Here is a 15,867-nt window from a genome sequence, read left to right as displayed (position 1 = left end):
GGAAAGCCAGAATGAACCAGAATTTCCGGAATTTCGCGCTGTGGATCGTGATCCTGCTCCTCTTGGTGGCGCTCTTTAACTTGTTTCAGAGCCCGTCCCGCCAGGGTACGACGCAGGAAATCACTTATTCGCAGTTCCGCAGCGAAGCGATCGACGGCAACATCAAGAACGTCACGATCAGCGGCCAGCAGATTACTGGCACCTACAGCGACGGCAAGCGCTTTACGACTTACGCGCCGGACAACTCAGAATATGTGACGCTGCTTGAAGACAAGGGCGTCACCATCAAGGCCGAGCCCGACGAGAGCGAGATGTCGTTCTTCTCGGTGTTGATTTCCTGGTTCCCGATGCTGCTCCTCATCGCGGTGTGGATTTTCTTCATGCGGCAGATGCAGGGCGCCGGCGGCAGAGCCATGGGCTTCGGCAAGTCCAAGGCAAAGCTTCTGACCGAAGCGCATGGACGCGTGACCTTCGAGGACGTGGCCGGTGTCGACGAAGCCAAGGAAGACCTTGAAGAGATCGTGGAATTTCTGCGCGATCCGCAGAAATTCCAGCGGCTTGGCGGCCGTATTCCCCGCGGCGTGCTCCTCGTCGGCCCTCCGGGCACCGGTAAGACGCTGATCGCCCGCGCCGTGGCGGGTGAGGCGGGCGTGCCCTTCTTCACCATTTCCGGTTCCGACTTCGTCGAGATGTTCGTGGGCGTCGGCGCAAGCCGTGTGCGCGATATGTTCGAGCAGGCGAAAAAGAATGCGCCGTGCATCATCTTCATCGACGAAATCGACGCCGTCGGACGGCATCGTGGCGCAGGCCTTGGCGGCGGTAACGACGAGCGCGAGCAGACGCTCAACCAGCTGCTCGTCGAGATGGACGGCTTCGAGGCGAACGAAGGCATCATCCTGATCGCCGCCACCAACCGTCCGGACGTCCTCGACCCCGCGCTTCTGCGGCCGGGCCGCTTCGACCGCCAGGTCGTGGTGCCAAATCCGGACGTCGTCGGCCGCGAGAAGATCCTGAAGGTGCATGCGCGCAAGGTGCCGCTCGCGCCCGACGTCAATCTCAAGACGGTGGCGCGCGGGACGCCGGGCTTCTCCGGCGCGGATCTCATGAACCTCGTGAACGAGGCGGCGCTGCTTGCGGCACGACGCGGCAAGCGGCTCGTGACGATGCTCGAATTCGAAGACGCCAAGGACAAGGTGATGATGGGTGCCGAACGGCGCACGCTCGTCATGACCGAGGACGAGAAGCGGCTGACGGCGTATCACGAAGGCGGCCACGCCATCGTTGCGCTCAACGTGCCGTCGACCGATCCCGTGCATAAGGCGACGATCATCCCGCGCGGACGTGCGCTCGGTATGGTCATGCAGTTGCCGGAGCGCGACCAGCTCTCCATGACCTACCAGCAGATGACCTCGAGGCTCGCCATCATGATGGGCGGCCGCGTGGCGGAGGAGATCACCTTCGGCCATGACCGGGTCACTTCCGGTGCGGCCTCCGATATCGAGCAGGCGACGAAGCTTGCGCGAGCGATGGTGACGCGCTGGGGCTTCTCCGAAGAGCTCGGACGCGTCGCCTATGGTGACAACCAGGAAGAGGTCTTCCTCGGCCATTCCGTGGCGCGGCAGCAGAACATCTCCGAGCAGACGTCGCAGAAGATCGACCGCGAGGTCCGCCGTCTCGTCGACGAAGGTTACGACAAGGCGCGTGAGATCCTGACCACGCATCACGATCAGCTGGAGACGCTGGCACAGGGTCTGTTGGAGTTCGAAACCCTTTCGGGCGAAGAAATCCGCGCCCTCCTCAATGGCAAGCGTCCGGTGCGCGAGGATCCGAGCGACGATCTTCCGCCGGCCAAGGGCTCGGCCGTTCCGACAACGGGGTCGCGGCCGCGTCCGGGCAACGATGGCGGGTTGGAGCCACAACCCACGTGATATGTCCAAGTCCTGTTGCAGCTTCGCAACGGGCGCGCTGATATATTCGTATACACAAAGTGAGGCCCGGAGATCGCTCCGGGCCTTTATTGTTCCTTGAGAAAAATGCGGCACCGTTTCGTTTTCGACGGTGCAGACCGAACGAGCCGGAGCGCGAGCAACCGCGCAGCGCAGGAGAGGGCGCAGGCAAGAATGACACGAAGCTATTTCGGAACCGACGGTATCCGCGGCACGGCGAACGCCTTCCCGATGACGCCGGAGATCGCCATGAAGGTGGCACAGGCGATCGGCCTCTATTACCGCAACGGCCATCGCCAGCGCGTCGTCATCGGCAAGGATACGCGGCTGTCCGGCTACATGCTGGAGAACGCGCTGGTCGCGGGCTTTACGTCCGTCGGGGTCGACGTGTTTCTGCTCGGACCGATCCCGACGCCTGCCGTTGCCATGCTGACGCGCTCCATGCGCGCCGATTACGGCGTCATGATTTCCGCCTCCCACAATCCTTTCGACGACAACGGCATCAAGATTTTCGGCCCGGAAGGCTTCAAGCTGTCCGACGAGGTCGAGACGGCGATCGAGGAACTCGTGGAATCGGATCTGTCGCGCCGGCTTGCGGGTCCGCGCGAACTCGGCCGCGCCAAGCGTGTCGACGGGGTCGTCGACCGCTACATCGAGTTTGCCAAGCGCACCCTGCCGCGCCACCTCGACTTCGATGGGCTGCGGGTCGTTATCGACTGCGCCAATGGGGCCGCCTACAAATCCGCTCCGAACGTTTTATGGGAGCTCGGTGCGGAAGTGATCCCGATCGGCATCGAGCCGGACGGCTTCAACATCAACCGCGATGTCGGCTCCACCTCGCCGGCGGCGCTCGCGCGCAAAGTGCATGAGGTGCGCGCCGATCTCGGCATCGCGCTCGACGGCGACGCGGACCGGGTCGTCATCGTCGACGAAAAGGGCAATGAGGTCGACGGCGATCAGCTGATGGCCGTCGTGGCTTCTTACTGGCAGGCCAAAGGGCGGCTCGCCGGAAACGGCATCGTCGCCACCATCATGTCCAATCTCGGTCTTGAACGCTTTCTCGGCGGCCTCGGCCTGTCGCTGGCGCGCACGCCCGTCGGCGACCGCTATGTCTCCGAATATATGCGCCAGCACGGCTTCAATGTCGGCGGCGAGCAATCCGGGCACATCATCCTGTCGGATTATACGACGACGGGCGACGGCCTCGTGGCTGCGCTGCAGGTGCTTGCCGTCGTCTGCAAGGAGGCGAAGCCGGTCAGCGAGGTCTGCCACCGCTTCGATCCCGTGCCGCAGGTGAAGAAGAACATCCGCTACAAGGGCAATCTGCCGCTTGAGCAGGAGCAGGTGCAGAAGCTCATCATCGCGGCGCAGACGAAGCTTGGAAATTCCGGGCGTCTCGTCATCCGGCCCTCGGGCACGGAGCCCGTGATCCGGGTGATGGGCGAGGGCGATGATCGCGATGTCGTCAACTCCGTGGTCGACGATATCGTCTCCGTGTTGCAGAGTGCGGCCTGAGCGCGCAATTCCTGCAAGGCTGCCATTCTCTTATGGCTTGCGACACAAGGACGGCGCGACGCAAACGACGTTGACTTCCAGGACCGATTTCGCCACGAGTTCGCCCATGCAAGAACGTCCGAGCCTCAGCGATTTCGCGCTGCCCGCAGGCCCCGCTCAGCGGCGCCAGTCGGTTGCCGTCAACGTCGGTGGCGTGATGGTCGGAAGCGATCATCCGATCGCCGTCCAATCCATGACCAACACCGATACGGCCGATATCGATGCGACCGTCGCACAGGTGATGGCGCTGGCCCGGGCCGGCTCCGAGCTGGTGCGGGTCACGGTCGATCGCGAGGAGGCGGCTGCGGCCGTCCCGCAGATTCGCGACAAGGTGCGCGCGGCCGGCGTCAACGTGCCTTTGATCGGCGACTTCCATTATATCGGCCACAAGCTTCTGGCCGAATATCCGGGCTGCGCCGAGGCGCTCGACAAATACCGCATCAATCCGGGCAATGTCGGCTTCCGCAAAAAGCGCGTGAGCCAGTTCGATGCCATCATCGAGACGGCGCTGCGTTACGACAAGCCGGTGCGGATCGGCGTCAATTGGGGGTCGCTCGACCAGGAGCTGCTGACGCTCCTCATGGACGAGAACGGCCGCCAGGCGCATCCGATCTCCGCCACCGCGGTGATGCGCGAGGCGATGGTGCGCTCTGCACTTCTCTCCGCCGCACGTGCCGAAGAGATCGGCATGCCGCGCGACAAGATCATTCTGTCGGCGAAAGTCTCCGACGTTCAGCAGCTCATCACCGTCTACCGCATGCTGGCGCAGCGCTGCGATTACGCGCTGCATCTCGGCCTGACGGAAGCCGGCATGAGTTCCAAGGGGCTGATCGCCTCTTCGGCTGCCATGGGCATCCTGCTGCAGGAAGGTATCGGCGACACGATCCGTTATTCGCTGACGCCGGAGCCGGGCGGCGACCGCTCGCTCGAGGTGAAGGCGTGCCAGGAGCTCCTGCAGAGCATGGGCTTCCGTCAGTTCCTGCCGATCGTTTCGGCCTGCCCCGGATGCGGGCGCACGACCTCGTCGCTCTTCCAGGAGCTGGCGCGCGACATCCAAAACCATATCGCTGCACGCATGCCCGTCTGGAAAGAGACCTATCCGGGCGTCGAGGCGATGTCGGTTGCCGTGATGGGCTGCGTCGTCAACGGGCCGGGTGAATCCAAGCACGCCGATATCGGCATCTCGCTGCCGGGCACGGGCGAACAGCCGGCCGCGCCGGTCTTCATCGACGGCGAGAAGGCGACGACCTTGCGCGGGCCGAAGCTTGCGGAAGATTTCACCGCGCTCGTCGAAGATTATGTCGCGCGCCGCTATGGCGGTGCTACCCGGCAGGACGATGCGGCCTGAGGCGGAGCGCCTCGCGGACCGTTTTCTCGAGGTCATCGAGACCGATATCCTGCCGTTGACCGAGACGGGGGTCGCCGCCGGCAACAAAGTGTTCGGCGCGGCGATCCTGAAGAAGGCCGATTATTCTCTGGTCGTCGCCGCCTCCAACCAGGAGCGGACGAACCCGCTCTTTCACGGCGAGGTCGCGGCCCTCAACGCCTTCTACCGCTTGCCGGATGCGAGACGTCCGGCGACCGCCGATTGTCTGTTCCTTGCCACGCACGAGCCCTGTTCGCTGTGTCTTTCGGCGATCACCTGGGCGGGCTTCGACAATTTCACCTATCTCTTTCCCTATGAGGTGACGCGCGACGCCTTTGCGATCCCGCACGACCTCGCCATCCTCAAGGAAGTCTTCGGGATCAAGGACGGGGCCTATCGTGGCGCCAACGCCTTCTGGACCGCGACGGCGCTCGTCGAACTGATCGACGCCTCCTCCGACGATGCGCAGGTCGCCTTCGCCGAGCGGGTCGCGCGGATCAAAGACGCGTATCAGCGGCTTTCGGGCGCCTATCAGGCGGAAAAGTCGGGCTCCGGTATCGCGCTTTCGTGAGAGATGCGTCTGGCGCCCTTGCGCGCGGCAGACGACGGCCCAAATCTCCGCCCGGATCCGGTTGAAGATTTCGGGGCGATGCGGCGTTTCGGCAAAACACTTCTGGCTTTCGCGATCATGGGGCTTTCGGCACCACGGGCGATCGCGTGGGAGGAAGGTGCAGTCGTCGGCATCGGGCCGCCGGCGAAGGTGCCGCCCGCTTTCGAAAAGGTTGTCGCCGAACCGGAGGCGATCTGCGCGTCGATCGAATTGCAGGCCAAGCGCTTCGGGCTCGATGCCGCCTATTTCGCCCGGCTCATCTTCAAGGAAAGCCGGTTTGATGCCGGTGCCGTCAGCCCGAAAGGCGCTGAGGGCATCGCCCAGTTCATGCCGGCGACGGCACGGGCTCGGGGCCTTGCCGATTCCTTCGACATCGCCCCGGCGCTTTATCATTCCGCTTCGTATCTGCGCGAAAATTGGAGCCTCTTCGGTAATTGGGGATTGGCGGCGGCCGCCTACAATGCCGGACCCAACCGCGTGAGACGCTGGCTTGCCGGCGACAGCGGCCTTCCCTTCGAGACGCAGAATTTCGTTCTCTCCATCACCGGCGAGCCGGCGGAGCGTTGGAAGGAAAGAGATGCCGAGCTCGGCGATCTCAGTCTCGACCCCGACCTTTCATTTCTGGAAGCGTGCCGGAAGCTTCCGGCAGCGCGCACGAGCCCGCGCATGGCCATTGCCTCCGGCGACTGGAAGCCGTGGGGCGCCCAGGTTGCAGGCAGCTTTTCGCAGGCTGCGGCTCTGTCGCAGTTTCAAAGGCTGAAGGGCCGTTACGCGTCGCTCTTCGGCGATAAGCCGCCGATGGTGGTGCGGGCGAAGACGCCTGCGCGCGGCCGTGCCTCGATCTATGCCGTCCGGCTCGGTGCCGACAGCAAAACGGAGGCGAGCCGGATCTGCGAGCGGCTGCGCGCCAAGGGAGGGGCCTGCGTGGTGATGAAGAATTGAGCCGCATCGACAGCCCCGAGGATATCGCCGAAGGCCTCGCCCAACTCCCCCGCCTCGACGATCGGCTGGTGCCGGTGGTGGCGCTTGCCGGCGACGTACCGCTGCGCCGTCATCACGGCGGCTATCAAGGGCTCGCCTCCATCATCGTGGCGCAGCAGGTTTCCAAGGCGGCGGCCGACAGCATCTGGCGACGTCTTGCCGACAAGCTTCAGGAGGTCGGGCCGCAGAGCGTTCTCGCCGCCGATGAGGAGGAGCTCAAGGCTTGCGGTCTGTCGCGGCCTAAGATCCGCACGCTGCGGCGGCTTGCCGAGAGCTGCGTCGCCGATTTCCGCTTCGAGGGGCTGGAAGACCTGCCGGCGGAGGAGGCGATCGCCGAAATGACGGCACTTCATGGCGTCGGGCGCTGGACGGCCGAGGTCTATCTACTCTTCTGCTGCGGCCATCGGGACATCTTTCCAGCCGGCGACATTGCGTTGCAAAATGCGGTGCGCCACGCCTTTGCGTTCGCGGAGCGACCCTCGGAAAAGGAATTGCGGGGGATCGCGGAAGCCTGGTCACCGTGGCGCGGCGTCGCCGCCCGCCTGTTCTGGCGCTATTACGCCGTCACTGCCAAAAAAGACGTGATACCTCTCGGAGATTCCTGATGCCTTTAACCCTCCTCGACGGACCGCGAATCGCTCCAGCCTCGGGAGGCGCGGCAAAAAGTCTCGTCGTCTTCCTTCATGGCTTCGGCGCGGACGGCAACGACCTCATCGCGATCGGTCGCGAATGGGCGCGGGCGCTGCCGGATACCGCCTTCGTCGCCCCGCATGCGCCGGAGCCGTGCGCGGCCGCGCCGATGGGCCGGCAATGGTTCGACCTCACCCGCCAGAACCCGGACGTCTACAAGCTCGGTGTGGCAGAGGCGGCGCCCTCGCTCGACCGTTTCCTCGATCAGGAGATGCAGCGGGTGGGTGTCGACGAGACGAAGACGGCGCTCGTCGGCTTTTCGCAGGGCACGATGATGGCACTCCATGTCGGGCCGCTGCGGCCGAAAAAGCTAGCCGGTATCGTGGGTTTCTCCGGTCTTCTCGCCGACAAGGCGGCGATCGCGGCGCCTGCGGCGCAGAAGCCGCCGGTGCTTCTCGTGCATGGAGATAGCGATCAGCTCATCCCGGTGCAGGCGCTCTTCATGGCGAATGAGGGGCTGACGGAAGCCAAGATTCCGGTCGAATGGCATATCAGCCAGGGGATCGGCCACGGCATCGGGCCGGACGGGCTCAGCCTGGCGCAGCAGTTTCTGCAGCGGGTGCTCGGCGCGGACTGAGGAGGGCCTAGACGCAAGCGCTGCCTCTTTGCGGCGCTTGCAAGATCCTTATTCGCCGACGTGACAGATGAGCTTCACAAGCGTGTCACAGAGCGTATAGACTATGCCTGCGACTAAGAGGAGGCCGTTGACTTCGATGGCATTAGCGCAGCGCCATGACGATACACGTCTCGCCTAACGCGCATCCCGCACTCGTTCTGAACGCCGATTATCGGCCGCTCAGCTACTATCCTTTGTCGCTCTGGTCGTGGCAGGACGCCATCAAGGCGGTGTTTCTCGACCGAGTGAATATCGTCTCCGAATACGACTTTCAGATCCGAAGTCCGAGCTTCTCCATGAAGCTTCCTTCCGTCGTATCCTTGAAGACCTACATCAAGCCCTCCAGAAATCCCGCCTTCACACGCTTCAACGTCTTTCTCCGCGACCGTTTTGAATGCGCCTATTGCGGCTCGGAAGACGATCTCACCTTCGACCATGTGATCCCGCGCTCGAAAGGCGGCCAGACCACCTGGACCAACGTCATCACCGCCTGTGCGCCGTGCAATCTGAAGAAGAGCAACAAGAGCTGCGAGGAGATCAAGATCTGGCCGCGGCATATGCCGTTCGAGCCGACGACCTACGATCTGCATCGCAACGGCCGGCTCTTCCCGCCGAACTATCTGCACGAAAGCTGGATGGACTATCTCTACTGGGATACGGAGCTGGAGCCGTAAGCCGCTTCGGCGTTGGCTCCAGGCCGTCTCAGCGCCGCTTAGCCAGCGTCCTGTAAAGCGCGTAGATCGTCAGCGCGACAAGGAACAGCGAGGCGACCGCATTCCAGCCGGCGAAGGAGAGGCCGAAGAGGTGCCACAGCGCCTCGTCGCAGCTCGGCCCCGACACCCCGCTCTGCAGCGAATTGAACATCGATGCGGCATCGCCCGGACCGCCCGTCTGCACGCAGGTGTCCGGCCCCTTCCACCAATGATATTCGACGCCGGCATGATGCACGCCGAGCCCGAAGCTGACGGCCCAGATGATTGCGAGAACGCCGAAGAGGGCCGCGAGGAGGCCACGTGGCGCGCCCCGCCAGACCGCCAGCACCGTCACCAGCGTGATCGGCAGAGCGATGTAATAGGGCAGGCGCTCGCGCAGGCAGAGGGCGCAGGGCTGATAGCCGCCAATATGTTCGAAGCCGAGTGCGGTCAGAATGGTGGCGCCCGCCGCCAGAAAGAGGAGGAGGGCCAGAAGGCGCAGGGTGCGATCGGTTGCAGCCATCAATGTGAGCCTGGCAGGATATATTTGATGAGGATGAAGCCTCCCACCAAGAGCAGCAGGAAGACGGTGAAGACGAGCCCGAGCCGTTTTTCGATGAAGGTTCTGATCGGCGGCCCGAAGGCATAAAGGAGGCCGGCGACCGCGAAGAAGCGGATGCCGCGGGCGATGACGCTCGCCACCATGAAGACGACGAGCGACAAATGTGTGGCGCCCGAGGCGATGGTGATCACTTTGTACGGAAAGGGCGTGACGCCGGCGATCAGGACGGCCCAGGCACCCCATTCGTTGTATTTGGCGGCAAATGCCTCGAAGGCGTCGCCATAGCCGTAAAAGGCGAGAATGGGGGCGGCGACGGCCTGATAGAGAAAGGCGCCGATGAGATAGCCGAAGAGGCCGCCGATGACTGAGGCGATGGTGGCGACGGTCGCGTAATACCAGGCCTTCGACCGGTCGGCGAGGATCATTGGGATGAGGAGCGCGTCCGGCGGGATTGGAAACACCGAACTCTCGACAAAAGAGACGCCGGCAAGCGCGGCCGTCGCATGGCGGCTCGCGGCGAGGTTCATCGTCCAATCATAGAGGGCGCGAAGCATGGGCCTTGCCGGTCGGGGAGTGATGAGGGCTTATCGCCTTCCGTCGCTGCGGGCTCAAGCCCTAACTTTTTGAGATGGCGGCGCCGGCTGCGCGAGCCCGCTTCGCCTGACCAGGCTTTAGCTCAGTCGCTTCTGCGGATGAGATTTCTTTCCGCGTCTTGAGGAAATCCTGGCGCACAGCATCTTGCGCTGACGGCCGGCAACGCCTAAGCATCTGCGCGGATTTCCGGACGCCCCTTGCGGGCAGGCCGGAACCCTTGCGGGCGTGGCGGAACTGGTAGACGCGCTGGACTCAAAATCCAGTTCTGGTGACAGAGTGTCGGTTCGATTCCGACCGCCCGCACCACCCTCTCTCTCCGACCCTCAGAGCTTTGTCGCGCCGCCTGGCGCCGATGCGGATGAACCATCTGGCGCGGCACGACTTTTGACCGTGCAACGAAGCTCGCGATAAGCTCTGGTGATGTCTGTCGCGGCGCACGTCGATGCCGGAGGAAGAATGCCCGCCCCACATCTCGACCGCTCGCTGGTGAAGGATCTCGGCGTCTTTGCAACGCTTTCAGACGAGGATCTCGATGCAGTCCTCGCTTCGGCCACGACGCGGCGGATTCCGATCAACACCGCGGTCTTCAACCAGGGCGATCCGGCGGGAGAGTTTTTTGCCCTCTTGCATGGGCGCCTCAAGGTGACGCAGTCGACGCCCGACGGGCAGCAGATCGTCGTGCGCCACGTCAATCCGGGCGACATTTACGGCATCGCCAAGGCGATCCAGCGTCCGGACTATCCCGGCACGGCGACGGCGGTCGCCGACAGCCTGACACTCGCCTGGCCGATGAGCCAGTGGGACACGCTCGTCGCGCGCTGCCCGGCGCTTGCCGTCAATGCGCTGGCGACGGTCGGACAAAGGCTGCAGGACGCCCATACGCGCATCCGCGAACTCTCCACCGAAGAGGTGGAGCGGCGGGTCGCGCATGCCCTTCTGCGCCTCGTCAAGCAGGCGGGCCGCAAGACCGACGAAGGCGTTCTGATCGATTTTCCGATCACCCGTCAGGACGTGGCGGAAATGACCGGCACGACGCTGCACACGGTGAGCCGGCTCCTGAGTGCCTGGGAGGCGAGGGGCCTCGTCTCGAGCGGCCGAAAGAAGATCGTGGTGTGCGATCCGCATGCCCTCGTTGTCATCGCTGAGGGGGCCGAATAACGGCGATTGAAACCTGCCTGCCTTATTGAGGCGATCGGGGGCTCTGGGCTGCCATGAGATCGGTGAGCGTGAAGCAGGTCCGGCGAAGGAGATGTCCGTCCTCGTCGACCACGAAGGTCGCGCGCCGGTCGTGATGGAAGAAGACGAGCCGGAAGGTGCCGGCGTCGCGGTCCTGGCCGCGCTCGAGCCGGCTCTTGATCTCGCCCTGGCGCATGAGCGTGCGCACCTCTTCGACCTCGAGCGCGAAGGCATCGGCGAGGAGGCCGGCATCGATGTCGAAGCCGTGATCGGTGCGTGTGATCGGCTTGCCGGTCTCGGCGGGATTTCTCATGGGCATAGGATTCAAGGCCCCTCCTTTCGCGGCTCGGACGTTTCGGCCTGATACTCCGGGCGCTCATGCGGGATCATGTGCTCTGCAAGCTCGCGCAGAAGCGGTTCCGGCTCGATTCCGTGCTCGGTGCAGGCGTCGCGCACGGAGTGCATGTGGCCGAACGGACAGCCGATGCACAAGAGCCGGCGGCGCATGAAGACCGGGATGGCGTTTTTGTAGCGGGTGAGGAATTCGTCGACGGCCATGTCGGCGACGTTCCACGACAAAGGCGGTGCGGGCATTGGTGTCTCCTCTCGAACCGAAAGGATCCTATGCCGGGTCGCGGCCGCTCTTCTTTGTCGGGCGACAATCTCGAGGGCGGCTCGTGGGCTCGCGTCGCAGAGGTCGCAGGAGACTGCCGACGCGGTGCAGAACGCTCCGCGTCGGCGATTGTCAGAGAAAATGGCTCAGCCTCACCAGGAGGCGATGACGGCACCGTTGAAGCGCTCGTTGATGAAGTCGCGGATCGCGTCGTCATGATAGGCCTTGACGAAGCGCTTCACCCATTCGGCGTCCTTGTCTTCGCTGCGCACGGCGATGACGTTCACGTAAGGCGACTTCGCCGATTCCTTGGCGATGGCATCGGCGCGCGGGTCGAGGCCGGCTTCCAGCGCGTAATTGGTGTTGATTGCGGCCGCATCGACATCGGGCAGGGAGCGCGGCAGCTGCGCTGCGTCGAGCTCGATGATGTCGATGTTCTTCGGGTTGTCGGTGACGTCGAGCGGCGTCGCCTTCAGGCCGGCATCCGGATCAAGCGTGATGAGGCCGGCATCCTGGAGGAGGAGAAGCGCGCGGCCGCCATTGGTCGGATCGTTCGGGATGGCGACCTTGGCACCTTCCGGAAGGTCGTCGATCTTTTCGACCTTGTTGGAATAGACGCCCATCGGCGTGTTGATCGTCGGCGCGACGGCGACGATGTCGAAGCCGCGATCGGCGATCTGGGCGTCGAGATAGGGCTGATGCTGGAAGGCGTTGGCGTCGAGCTCACCGTCGGCCAGCGCCTGGTTCGGGACGACGTAGTCGGAGAATTCCAGGACCTTGATGTCGAGGCCGTCTTTGGCGGCGATTTCCTGGACCTTTTCCATGATCTCGCCCTGCTCGCCGGGCGTCACGCCGACGGTGATGGTTTCTGCGAGAGCGGGAACGGCGAGGCCGAGGGCCAGCGAGCCTGCGAGGAGGAGTGTTTTCAAAGCCATGACGATACTTTCCGTTTTGAGAGGGTCTTTGAAGCTCAGTTGCTGCGGCTGCGCTTGTCAAAATGGCGGGCGAGCTTGTCGCCCGTCGACTGCACGGCCTGAACGAGGACGATGAGGACGACGACCACCGCCAGCATCATCTCCGGCATGAAGCGCTGATAGCCGTAGCGGATGCCGAGATCGCCGAGGCCGCCGCCACCGACGGCGCCGACCATGGCGGAATAGCCGATGAGACTGACGACGGTGAGGGTGAGGCCGAGGGTGATGGAGGGCCGCGCTTCCGGCACCAGCACTTTGAGGACGATCTGCAGCGGGCTCGCGCCCATGGCGCGCGCCGCCTCGATCAACCCCGGATCGACCTCGCGGATCGAGGATTCGATGAGGCGCGCGACGAAGGGGAAGGTCGCTACCGTCAGGGGCACGATTGCCGCCGTGGTGCCGATCGAGGTTCCCGTCAGAAGCCGGGTGAAGGGGATGATCGCCACCACCAGGATGATGAAGGGCGTGGAGCGCAGGGCGTTGACGATGGCGCCGAGGATGCGGTTGAGGATGGGCGCGGCGAAGAGCTCGCCCTTGCGGCTGGTGGCGAGAAAAATGCCGAGCGGTGCGCCGATGGCGACGCCGATGAGGGCGGAGACGGCCACCATGAAGAGCGTATCGAGCGTCGCCGACCAGAGCAGCCAGAACATGTTAGCGGACATAGCCGAGGACCTCCGAGGTCAGGCCGCGCTCTTCAATGAGCGCCTGCGCGGGGGCGAGCGCCGCCTGGTCGAGCGAGACGACGAGCGTGCCGTACGGCTTGCCGGCGATTTCGTCGACAGCGCCCGCCAGAATGTTGACGTCGGTTGCGAGCGTCTTGCCGATTTCAGCGAGGATCGGGTCGGTTGCGGTCGGACCGGTGAAGACGATTTTGACGACCGCGGCGGCGCCCGGCTCCGGTTCGCTCGTCATCTTTTCGGTCACGAAGGCGGGCAGGCGCACGCCCGTCACGCCTTCCAGGAAGGTGCGTGTGACCGGGTGCTGCGGCCGGGCGAAGACCGAATAGGTGTCGCCTTTTTCCACGATGCGGCCGCGATCGAGAACGGCGACCTGGTCGGCGATCTCGCGCACCACCTGCATTTCGTGGGTGATGAGAAGAACGGTGAGACCGAGCTCGCGATTGACCTGTTTCAGAAGCGCCAGAACCGAGCGGGTCGTCTCCGGATCGAGCGCACTCGTCGCTTCGTCCGACAGGAGGACCTTGGGGTTCGTCGCAAGTGCGCGGGCGATGCCGACGCGCTGTTTCTGCCCGCCCGACATTTCGGCGGGGTAACGGTCGCGCTTGTCGGCGATGCCCACGAGCTCGAGGAGCGGTGTGACGCGCTTGGAGATCTCGGCCTTGGAGACGCCCGCGATTTCCAAAGGCAGCGCCACGTTGGCATAGGCCGTTCGCGACGACAGCAGGTTGAAATGCTGGAAGATCATGCCGACGGACCGCCGCAGCGTGCGCATCTTGCGCTCGTCCATCGCCGCCACGTCGATGCCATCGACGATGACCTGCCCGGAGCTCGGCCGTTCCAGGCCGTTGACCATGCGGATGAGCGTCGATTTGCCGGCGCCGGAGCGCCCGATGATGCCGGTGATGCTGCCTTCGGAAACGGTGAGGTCGATGTCTTCGAGCGCGACGAATTCGGCGCCACCGTCCGGTGCCGCAAAACGCTTGCCGGCCGAGGCGAAGCGCACGATCGCAGTCTCGTCTGCCGAACCGCTTTGGGGGCCGCCGGAGAAGCCGCCTGGCGCGCTTTTATCTGAATGTGGAGAAAGCTGAAGCATAAGGTCTCGGCTCTTAGCAGCGCAGCGGTCGGTTAAGGAAGCGGCCTCGGTCGCAGCGCCCGCACCTTTTGTGCGCGAAAGGCCGCGCGCACAAGGAATGGCTTTTCACGAGCGGAACCAGGCTTTCGAAAAACTTGCCGCAGAGCCGAGAATTTTGAGACCTCGGCCCGCGGGCTTCATCCCGCCTCGGCAAATTGACCCGCGATCACGAAGATGCCGGCGATGGTGGTGCAGATGGCGACGACATAAAAGTCGAGCAGGAGCCTCCAGCCTCGGGAGGCCTCTCCGATCTCCAGAAACCAGCGCAGGATCGCCATCGCCTTGGCCGCGGCAAGGGCGAGGATGAGGGCTGCCGACACGGCACCGGCGGTGCTGCTGGTGCCGAGCGACAACAGTGTCAGCGCGACGAGCGCGAGCCATGCCAGATCGATGTCCCGCATCTCCCTCACCGCAGCAGATAAAGGGTCGGGAAGATGAGGATCCAGACGAGATCCACCATGTGCCAGAACGCGGTTCCGGTCTCGATGTTCTCCGCACTGTTCTGCCACGCGACGATGGCGAGCACGATGATGCCCATCACCACGTGGAGGGCATGGAAGCCGGTGATCAGAAAATAGAGGGTGAAGAAGGTGTCGGTTTCGATGCCGATGCCAGCCGCGAACTCGCGGCCGTATTCGATGCCTTTCAGGATCAGGAAGCCGCTGCCGATCAGCATCGCCGCGACAAGCTGCGGGCGCCCGCTCTCTCCGCGCCGGACGCAGTGAAGCGCACGAGCCGCAAGCCAACCGCTCGTTACGAGCGTGATCGTGGCGAGGCCGGCGAGGAGCGGATGGAGATGCGCCTGCGAGGCCGCGAACTCCGCCGGGTGAAGCGCTCTTGCGATGCTGAACCCGGCGAGGAGGATGGCGAAAACCAGCATTTCTCCCAGAATCAGGATCCACATCATCGGATTGCCGGGCAGGCCGTCGAGCGGGCCCCAGCCTTCCGCAATCTCCTCTGCCGCATCCGTCATCGCCACATCCATCGCCGAAGCCCTCTGATGTTCCGTAAGGGCGGATAGCAGGGGCGAGCGCGCGCGACTTTGCGCAAACACAAGCTCGTGGCCCCGCGCATATGGCGCCGTTTCGAGCACGAAGCTCCTGCCGCTTCCAAAGTTTGCGTTTCTGCAAAGAGCGCCACGGCGTGGCTGCGTAAGTCGTCTGCCCATCGACACGAGTGCCTGCAGCAAGAGGAACGCCATGCCTGCCTGTCACCGGAGCCACGCGCGATGAGCGAGCGCTTCACCAAATCCGCGGCCCGCAACATTTTCTATGGCGGGTCGATCTTCTTTTTCGTCGCCTTCGTCGGCCTGACGGCGGAGAGCCACTGGCACATCGTGAGCCAATCGACCGACACGGCGACGCTCACGCCTTCCGTCGCGCACGGCAAGAGGGTGTGGGAAAAGAACGCCTGCATCGACTGCCACACGCTGCTCGGCGAAGGCGCCTATTTCGCGCCCGAGCTCGGCAATGTCTGGGTGCGCTACGGCGGACGCGACGATCCGGAGATCGCGCGCGAAGGCCTCAAAGCCTGGATCCGCTCCATGCCGACCGGCATCGAGGGCCGCCGACAGATGCCGCACTTCGATCTCAGCGAAAAAGAACTGAATGATCTCATCGACTTCCTGGAATGGACCAGCCGCATCGACACGCAGGACTGGCCGCCGAACGACGCCGGCTGA

Annotated in this window: 19 protein-coding genes and 1 tRNA gene; 11 read left to right on the top strand and 9 right to left on the bottom strand. The window is 64.0% G+C overall.

From position 1 onward, the window contains the following. Positions 1 to 11: 11 nt before the first annotated feature. The 8 genes from ftsH (at position 12) to NYQ83_RS12445 (ending at position 8,437) form a co-directional block, all read left to right on the top strand. Positions 12 to 1,928 carry an ATP-dependent zinc metalloprotease FtsH gene (gene ftsH, locus NYQ83_RS12480; RefSeq protein ID WP_128291018.1) on the top strand — a complete coding sequence of 639 codons (1,917 nt, stop codon included), beginning with the start codon at positions 12 to 14 and terminating at the stop codon, positions 1,926 to 1,928. Between the two features lie 192 nt (positions 1,929 to 2,120). Further along, a complete protein-coding gene (gene glmM, locus NYQ83_RS12475; RefSeq protein ID WP_128291019.1) occupies positions 2,121 to 3,461 on the top strand; it encodes a phosphoglucosamine mutase in 1,341 nt (446 codons plus the stop codon). Positions 3,462 to 3,567: 106 nt separating this feature from the next. Further along, positions 3,568 to 4,848, top strand: a complete 1,281-nt coding sequence (gene ispG / locus NYQ83_RS12470; RefSeq protein ID WP_128291020.1) for a flavodoxin-dependent (E)-4-hydroxy-3-methylbut-2-enyl-diphosphate synthase — start codon at positions 3,568 to 3,570, stop codon at positions 4,846 to 4,848. After that, on the top strand, positions 4,838 to 5,437 hold the full coding sequence (locus NYQ83_RS12465) for a nucleoside deaminase (protein ID WP_261215020.1): 600 nt from the start codon (positions 4,838 to 4,840) through the stop codon (positions 5,435 to 5,437). The genes ispG and NYQ83_RS12465 overlap by 11 nt, the downstream gene beginning before the upstream one ends. 78 nt (positions 5,438 to 5,515) lie before the next feature. Next, positions 5,516 to 6,418 carry a transglycosylase SLT domain-containing protein gene (locus tag NYQ83_RS12460; protein WP_261215019.1) on the top strand — a complete coding sequence of 301 codons (903 nt, stop codon included), beginning with the start codon at positions 5,516 to 5,518 and terminating at the stop codon, positions 6,416 to 6,418. Continuing rightward, positions 6,415 to 7,062: a DNA-3-methyladenine glycosylase family protein gene (locus NYQ83_RS12455; RefSeq protein WP_261215018.1), complete on the top strand. Its 648-nt coding sequence runs from the start codon at positions 6,415 to 6,417 to the stop codon at positions 7,060 to 7,062. Before NYQ83_RS12460 ends, NYQ83_RS12455 begins: the two co-directional genes overlap by 4 nt. Beyond that, on the top strand, positions 7,062 to 7,724 hold the full coding sequence (locus NYQ83_RS12450; RefSeq protein ID WP_261215017.1) for an alpha/beta hydrolase: 663 nt from the start codon (positions 7,062 to 7,064) through the stop codon (positions 7,722 to 7,724). Before NYQ83_RS12455 ends, NYQ83_RS12450 begins: the two co-directional genes overlap by 1 nt. A gap of 155 nt (positions 7,725 to 7,879) precedes the next feature. Beyond that, a complete protein-coding gene (locus NYQ83_RS12445) occupies positions 7,880 to 8,437 on the top strand; it encodes an HNH endonuclease (RefSeq protein WP_128291025.1) in 558 nt (185 codons plus the stop codon). A gap of 28 nt (positions 8,438 to 8,465) precedes the next feature. On the opposite strand, the gene NYQ83_RS12440 is transcribed toward NYQ83_RS12445, so the two are convergent. Together NYQ83_RS12440 and NYQ83_RS12435 are read right to left on the bottom strand one after the other, a co-directional pair. Continuing rightward, positions 8,466 to 8,978 carry a disulfide bond formation protein B gene (locus tag NYQ83_RS12440; RefSeq protein ID WP_261215016.1) on the bottom strand — a complete coding sequence of 171 codons (513 nt, stop codon included), beginning with the start codon at positions 8,976 to 8,978 and terminating at the stop codon, positions 8,466 to 8,468. Further along, complete coding sequence (locus NYQ83_RS12435; protein WP_261215015.1) at positions 8,978 to 9,571, bottom strand: YqaA family protein; 594 nt, start codon at positions 9,569 to 9,571, stop codon at positions 8,978 to 8,980. The genes NYQ83_RS12440 and NYQ83_RS12435 overlap by 1 nt, the downstream gene beginning before the upstream one ends. A 259-nt stretch (positions 9,572 to 9,830) precedes the next feature. Here NYQ83_RS12435 and NYQ83_RS12430 point away from each other — a divergent pair. Continuing rightward, positions 9,831 to 9,917 (top strand) — tRNA-Leu (locus NYQ83_RS12430). Positions 9,918 to 10,067: 150 nt separating this feature from the next. Continuing rightward, positions 10,068 to 10,769 carry a Crp/Fnr family transcriptional regulator gene (locus NYQ83_RS12425; RefSeq protein WP_261215013.1) on the top strand — a complete coding sequence of 234 codons (702 nt, stop codon included), beginning with the start codon at positions 10,068 to 10,070 and terminating at the stop codon, positions 10,767 to 10,769. Between the two features lie 22 nt (positions 10,770 to 10,791). On the opposite strand, the gene NYQ83_RS12420 is transcribed toward NYQ83_RS12425, so the two are convergent. The 7 genes from NYQ83_RS12420 to NYQ83_RS12390 all read right to left on the bottom strand — a co-directional run bounded on the left by NYQ83_RS12420 (position 10,792) and on the right by NYQ83_RS12390 (position 15,159). Further along, positions 10,792 to 11,106, bottom strand: a complete 315-nt coding sequence (locus NYQ83_RS12420) for a DUF6522 family protein (protein ID WP_261215012.1) — start codon at positions 11,104 to 11,106, stop codon at positions 10,792 to 10,794. 5 nt (positions 11,107 to 11,111) lie between these two features. After that, positions 11,112 to 11,381 (bottom strand): DUF1858 domain-containing protein, encoded by a 270-nt coding sequence (locus NYQ83_RS12415; protein ID WP_128291029.1) that lies wholly within the window; start codon positions 11,379 to 11,381, stop codon positions 11,112 to 11,114. A 171-nt stretch (positions 11,382 to 11,552) separates the two neighbouring features. Further along, entirely contained in the window at positions 11,553 to 12,329 is a 777-nt protein-coding gene (locus NYQ83_RS12410) for a MetQ/NlpA family ABC transporter substrate-binding protein (RefSeq protein WP_261215200.1), read from the bottom strand. Positions 12,330 to 12,370: 41 nt separating this feature from the next. Beyond that, positions 12,371 to 13,036 (bottom strand): methionine ABC transporter permease, encoded by a 666-nt coding sequence (locus NYQ83_RS12405; protein WP_092815597.1) that lies wholly within the window; start codon positions 13,034 to 13,036, stop codon positions 12,371 to 12,373. After that, entirely contained in the window at positions 13,026 to 14,147 is a 1,122-nt protein-coding gene (locus NYQ83_RS12400) for a methionine ABC transporter ATP-binding protein (RefSeq protein ID WP_261215010.1), read from the bottom strand. Before NYQ83_RS12400 ends, NYQ83_RS12405 begins: the two co-directional genes overlap by 11 nt. Positions 14,148 to 14,323: 176 nt before the next feature. Then, positions 14,324 to 14,587 carry a cytochrome C oxidase subunit IV family protein gene (locus NYQ83_RS12395; RefSeq protein ID WP_128291032.1) on the bottom strand — a complete coding sequence of 88 codons (264 nt, stop codon included), beginning with the start codon at positions 14,585 to 14,587 and terminating at the stop codon, positions 14,324 to 14,326. A gap of 5 nt (positions 14,588 to 14,592) precedes the next feature. After that, entirely contained in the window at positions 14,593 to 15,159 is a 567-nt protein-coding gene (locus NYQ83_RS12390; protein WP_261215007.1) for a cytochrome c oxidase subunit 3 family protein, read from the bottom strand. Positions 15,160 to 15,414: 255 nt separating this feature from the next. On the opposite strand from NYQ83_RS12390, the gene NYQ83_RS12385 reads away from it, so the two are divergent. Further along, the gene (locus NYQ83_RS12385; protein WP_128291034.1) at positions 15,415 to 15,867 is read left to right on the top strand and encodes a c-type cytochrome; all 453 of its coding nucleotides are present in this window, start codon (positions 15,415 to 15,417) and stop codon (positions 15,865 to 15,867) included.

Origin of the sequence: Afifella sp. JA880, from assembly GCF_025379905.1 — a bacterium.
GTDB lineage: Bacteria > Pseudomonadota > Alphaproteobacteria > Rhizobiales > Afifellaceae > Afifella > Afifella aestuarii.
This window is presented reverse-complemented; position numbering and strand designations above follow the sequence as displayed.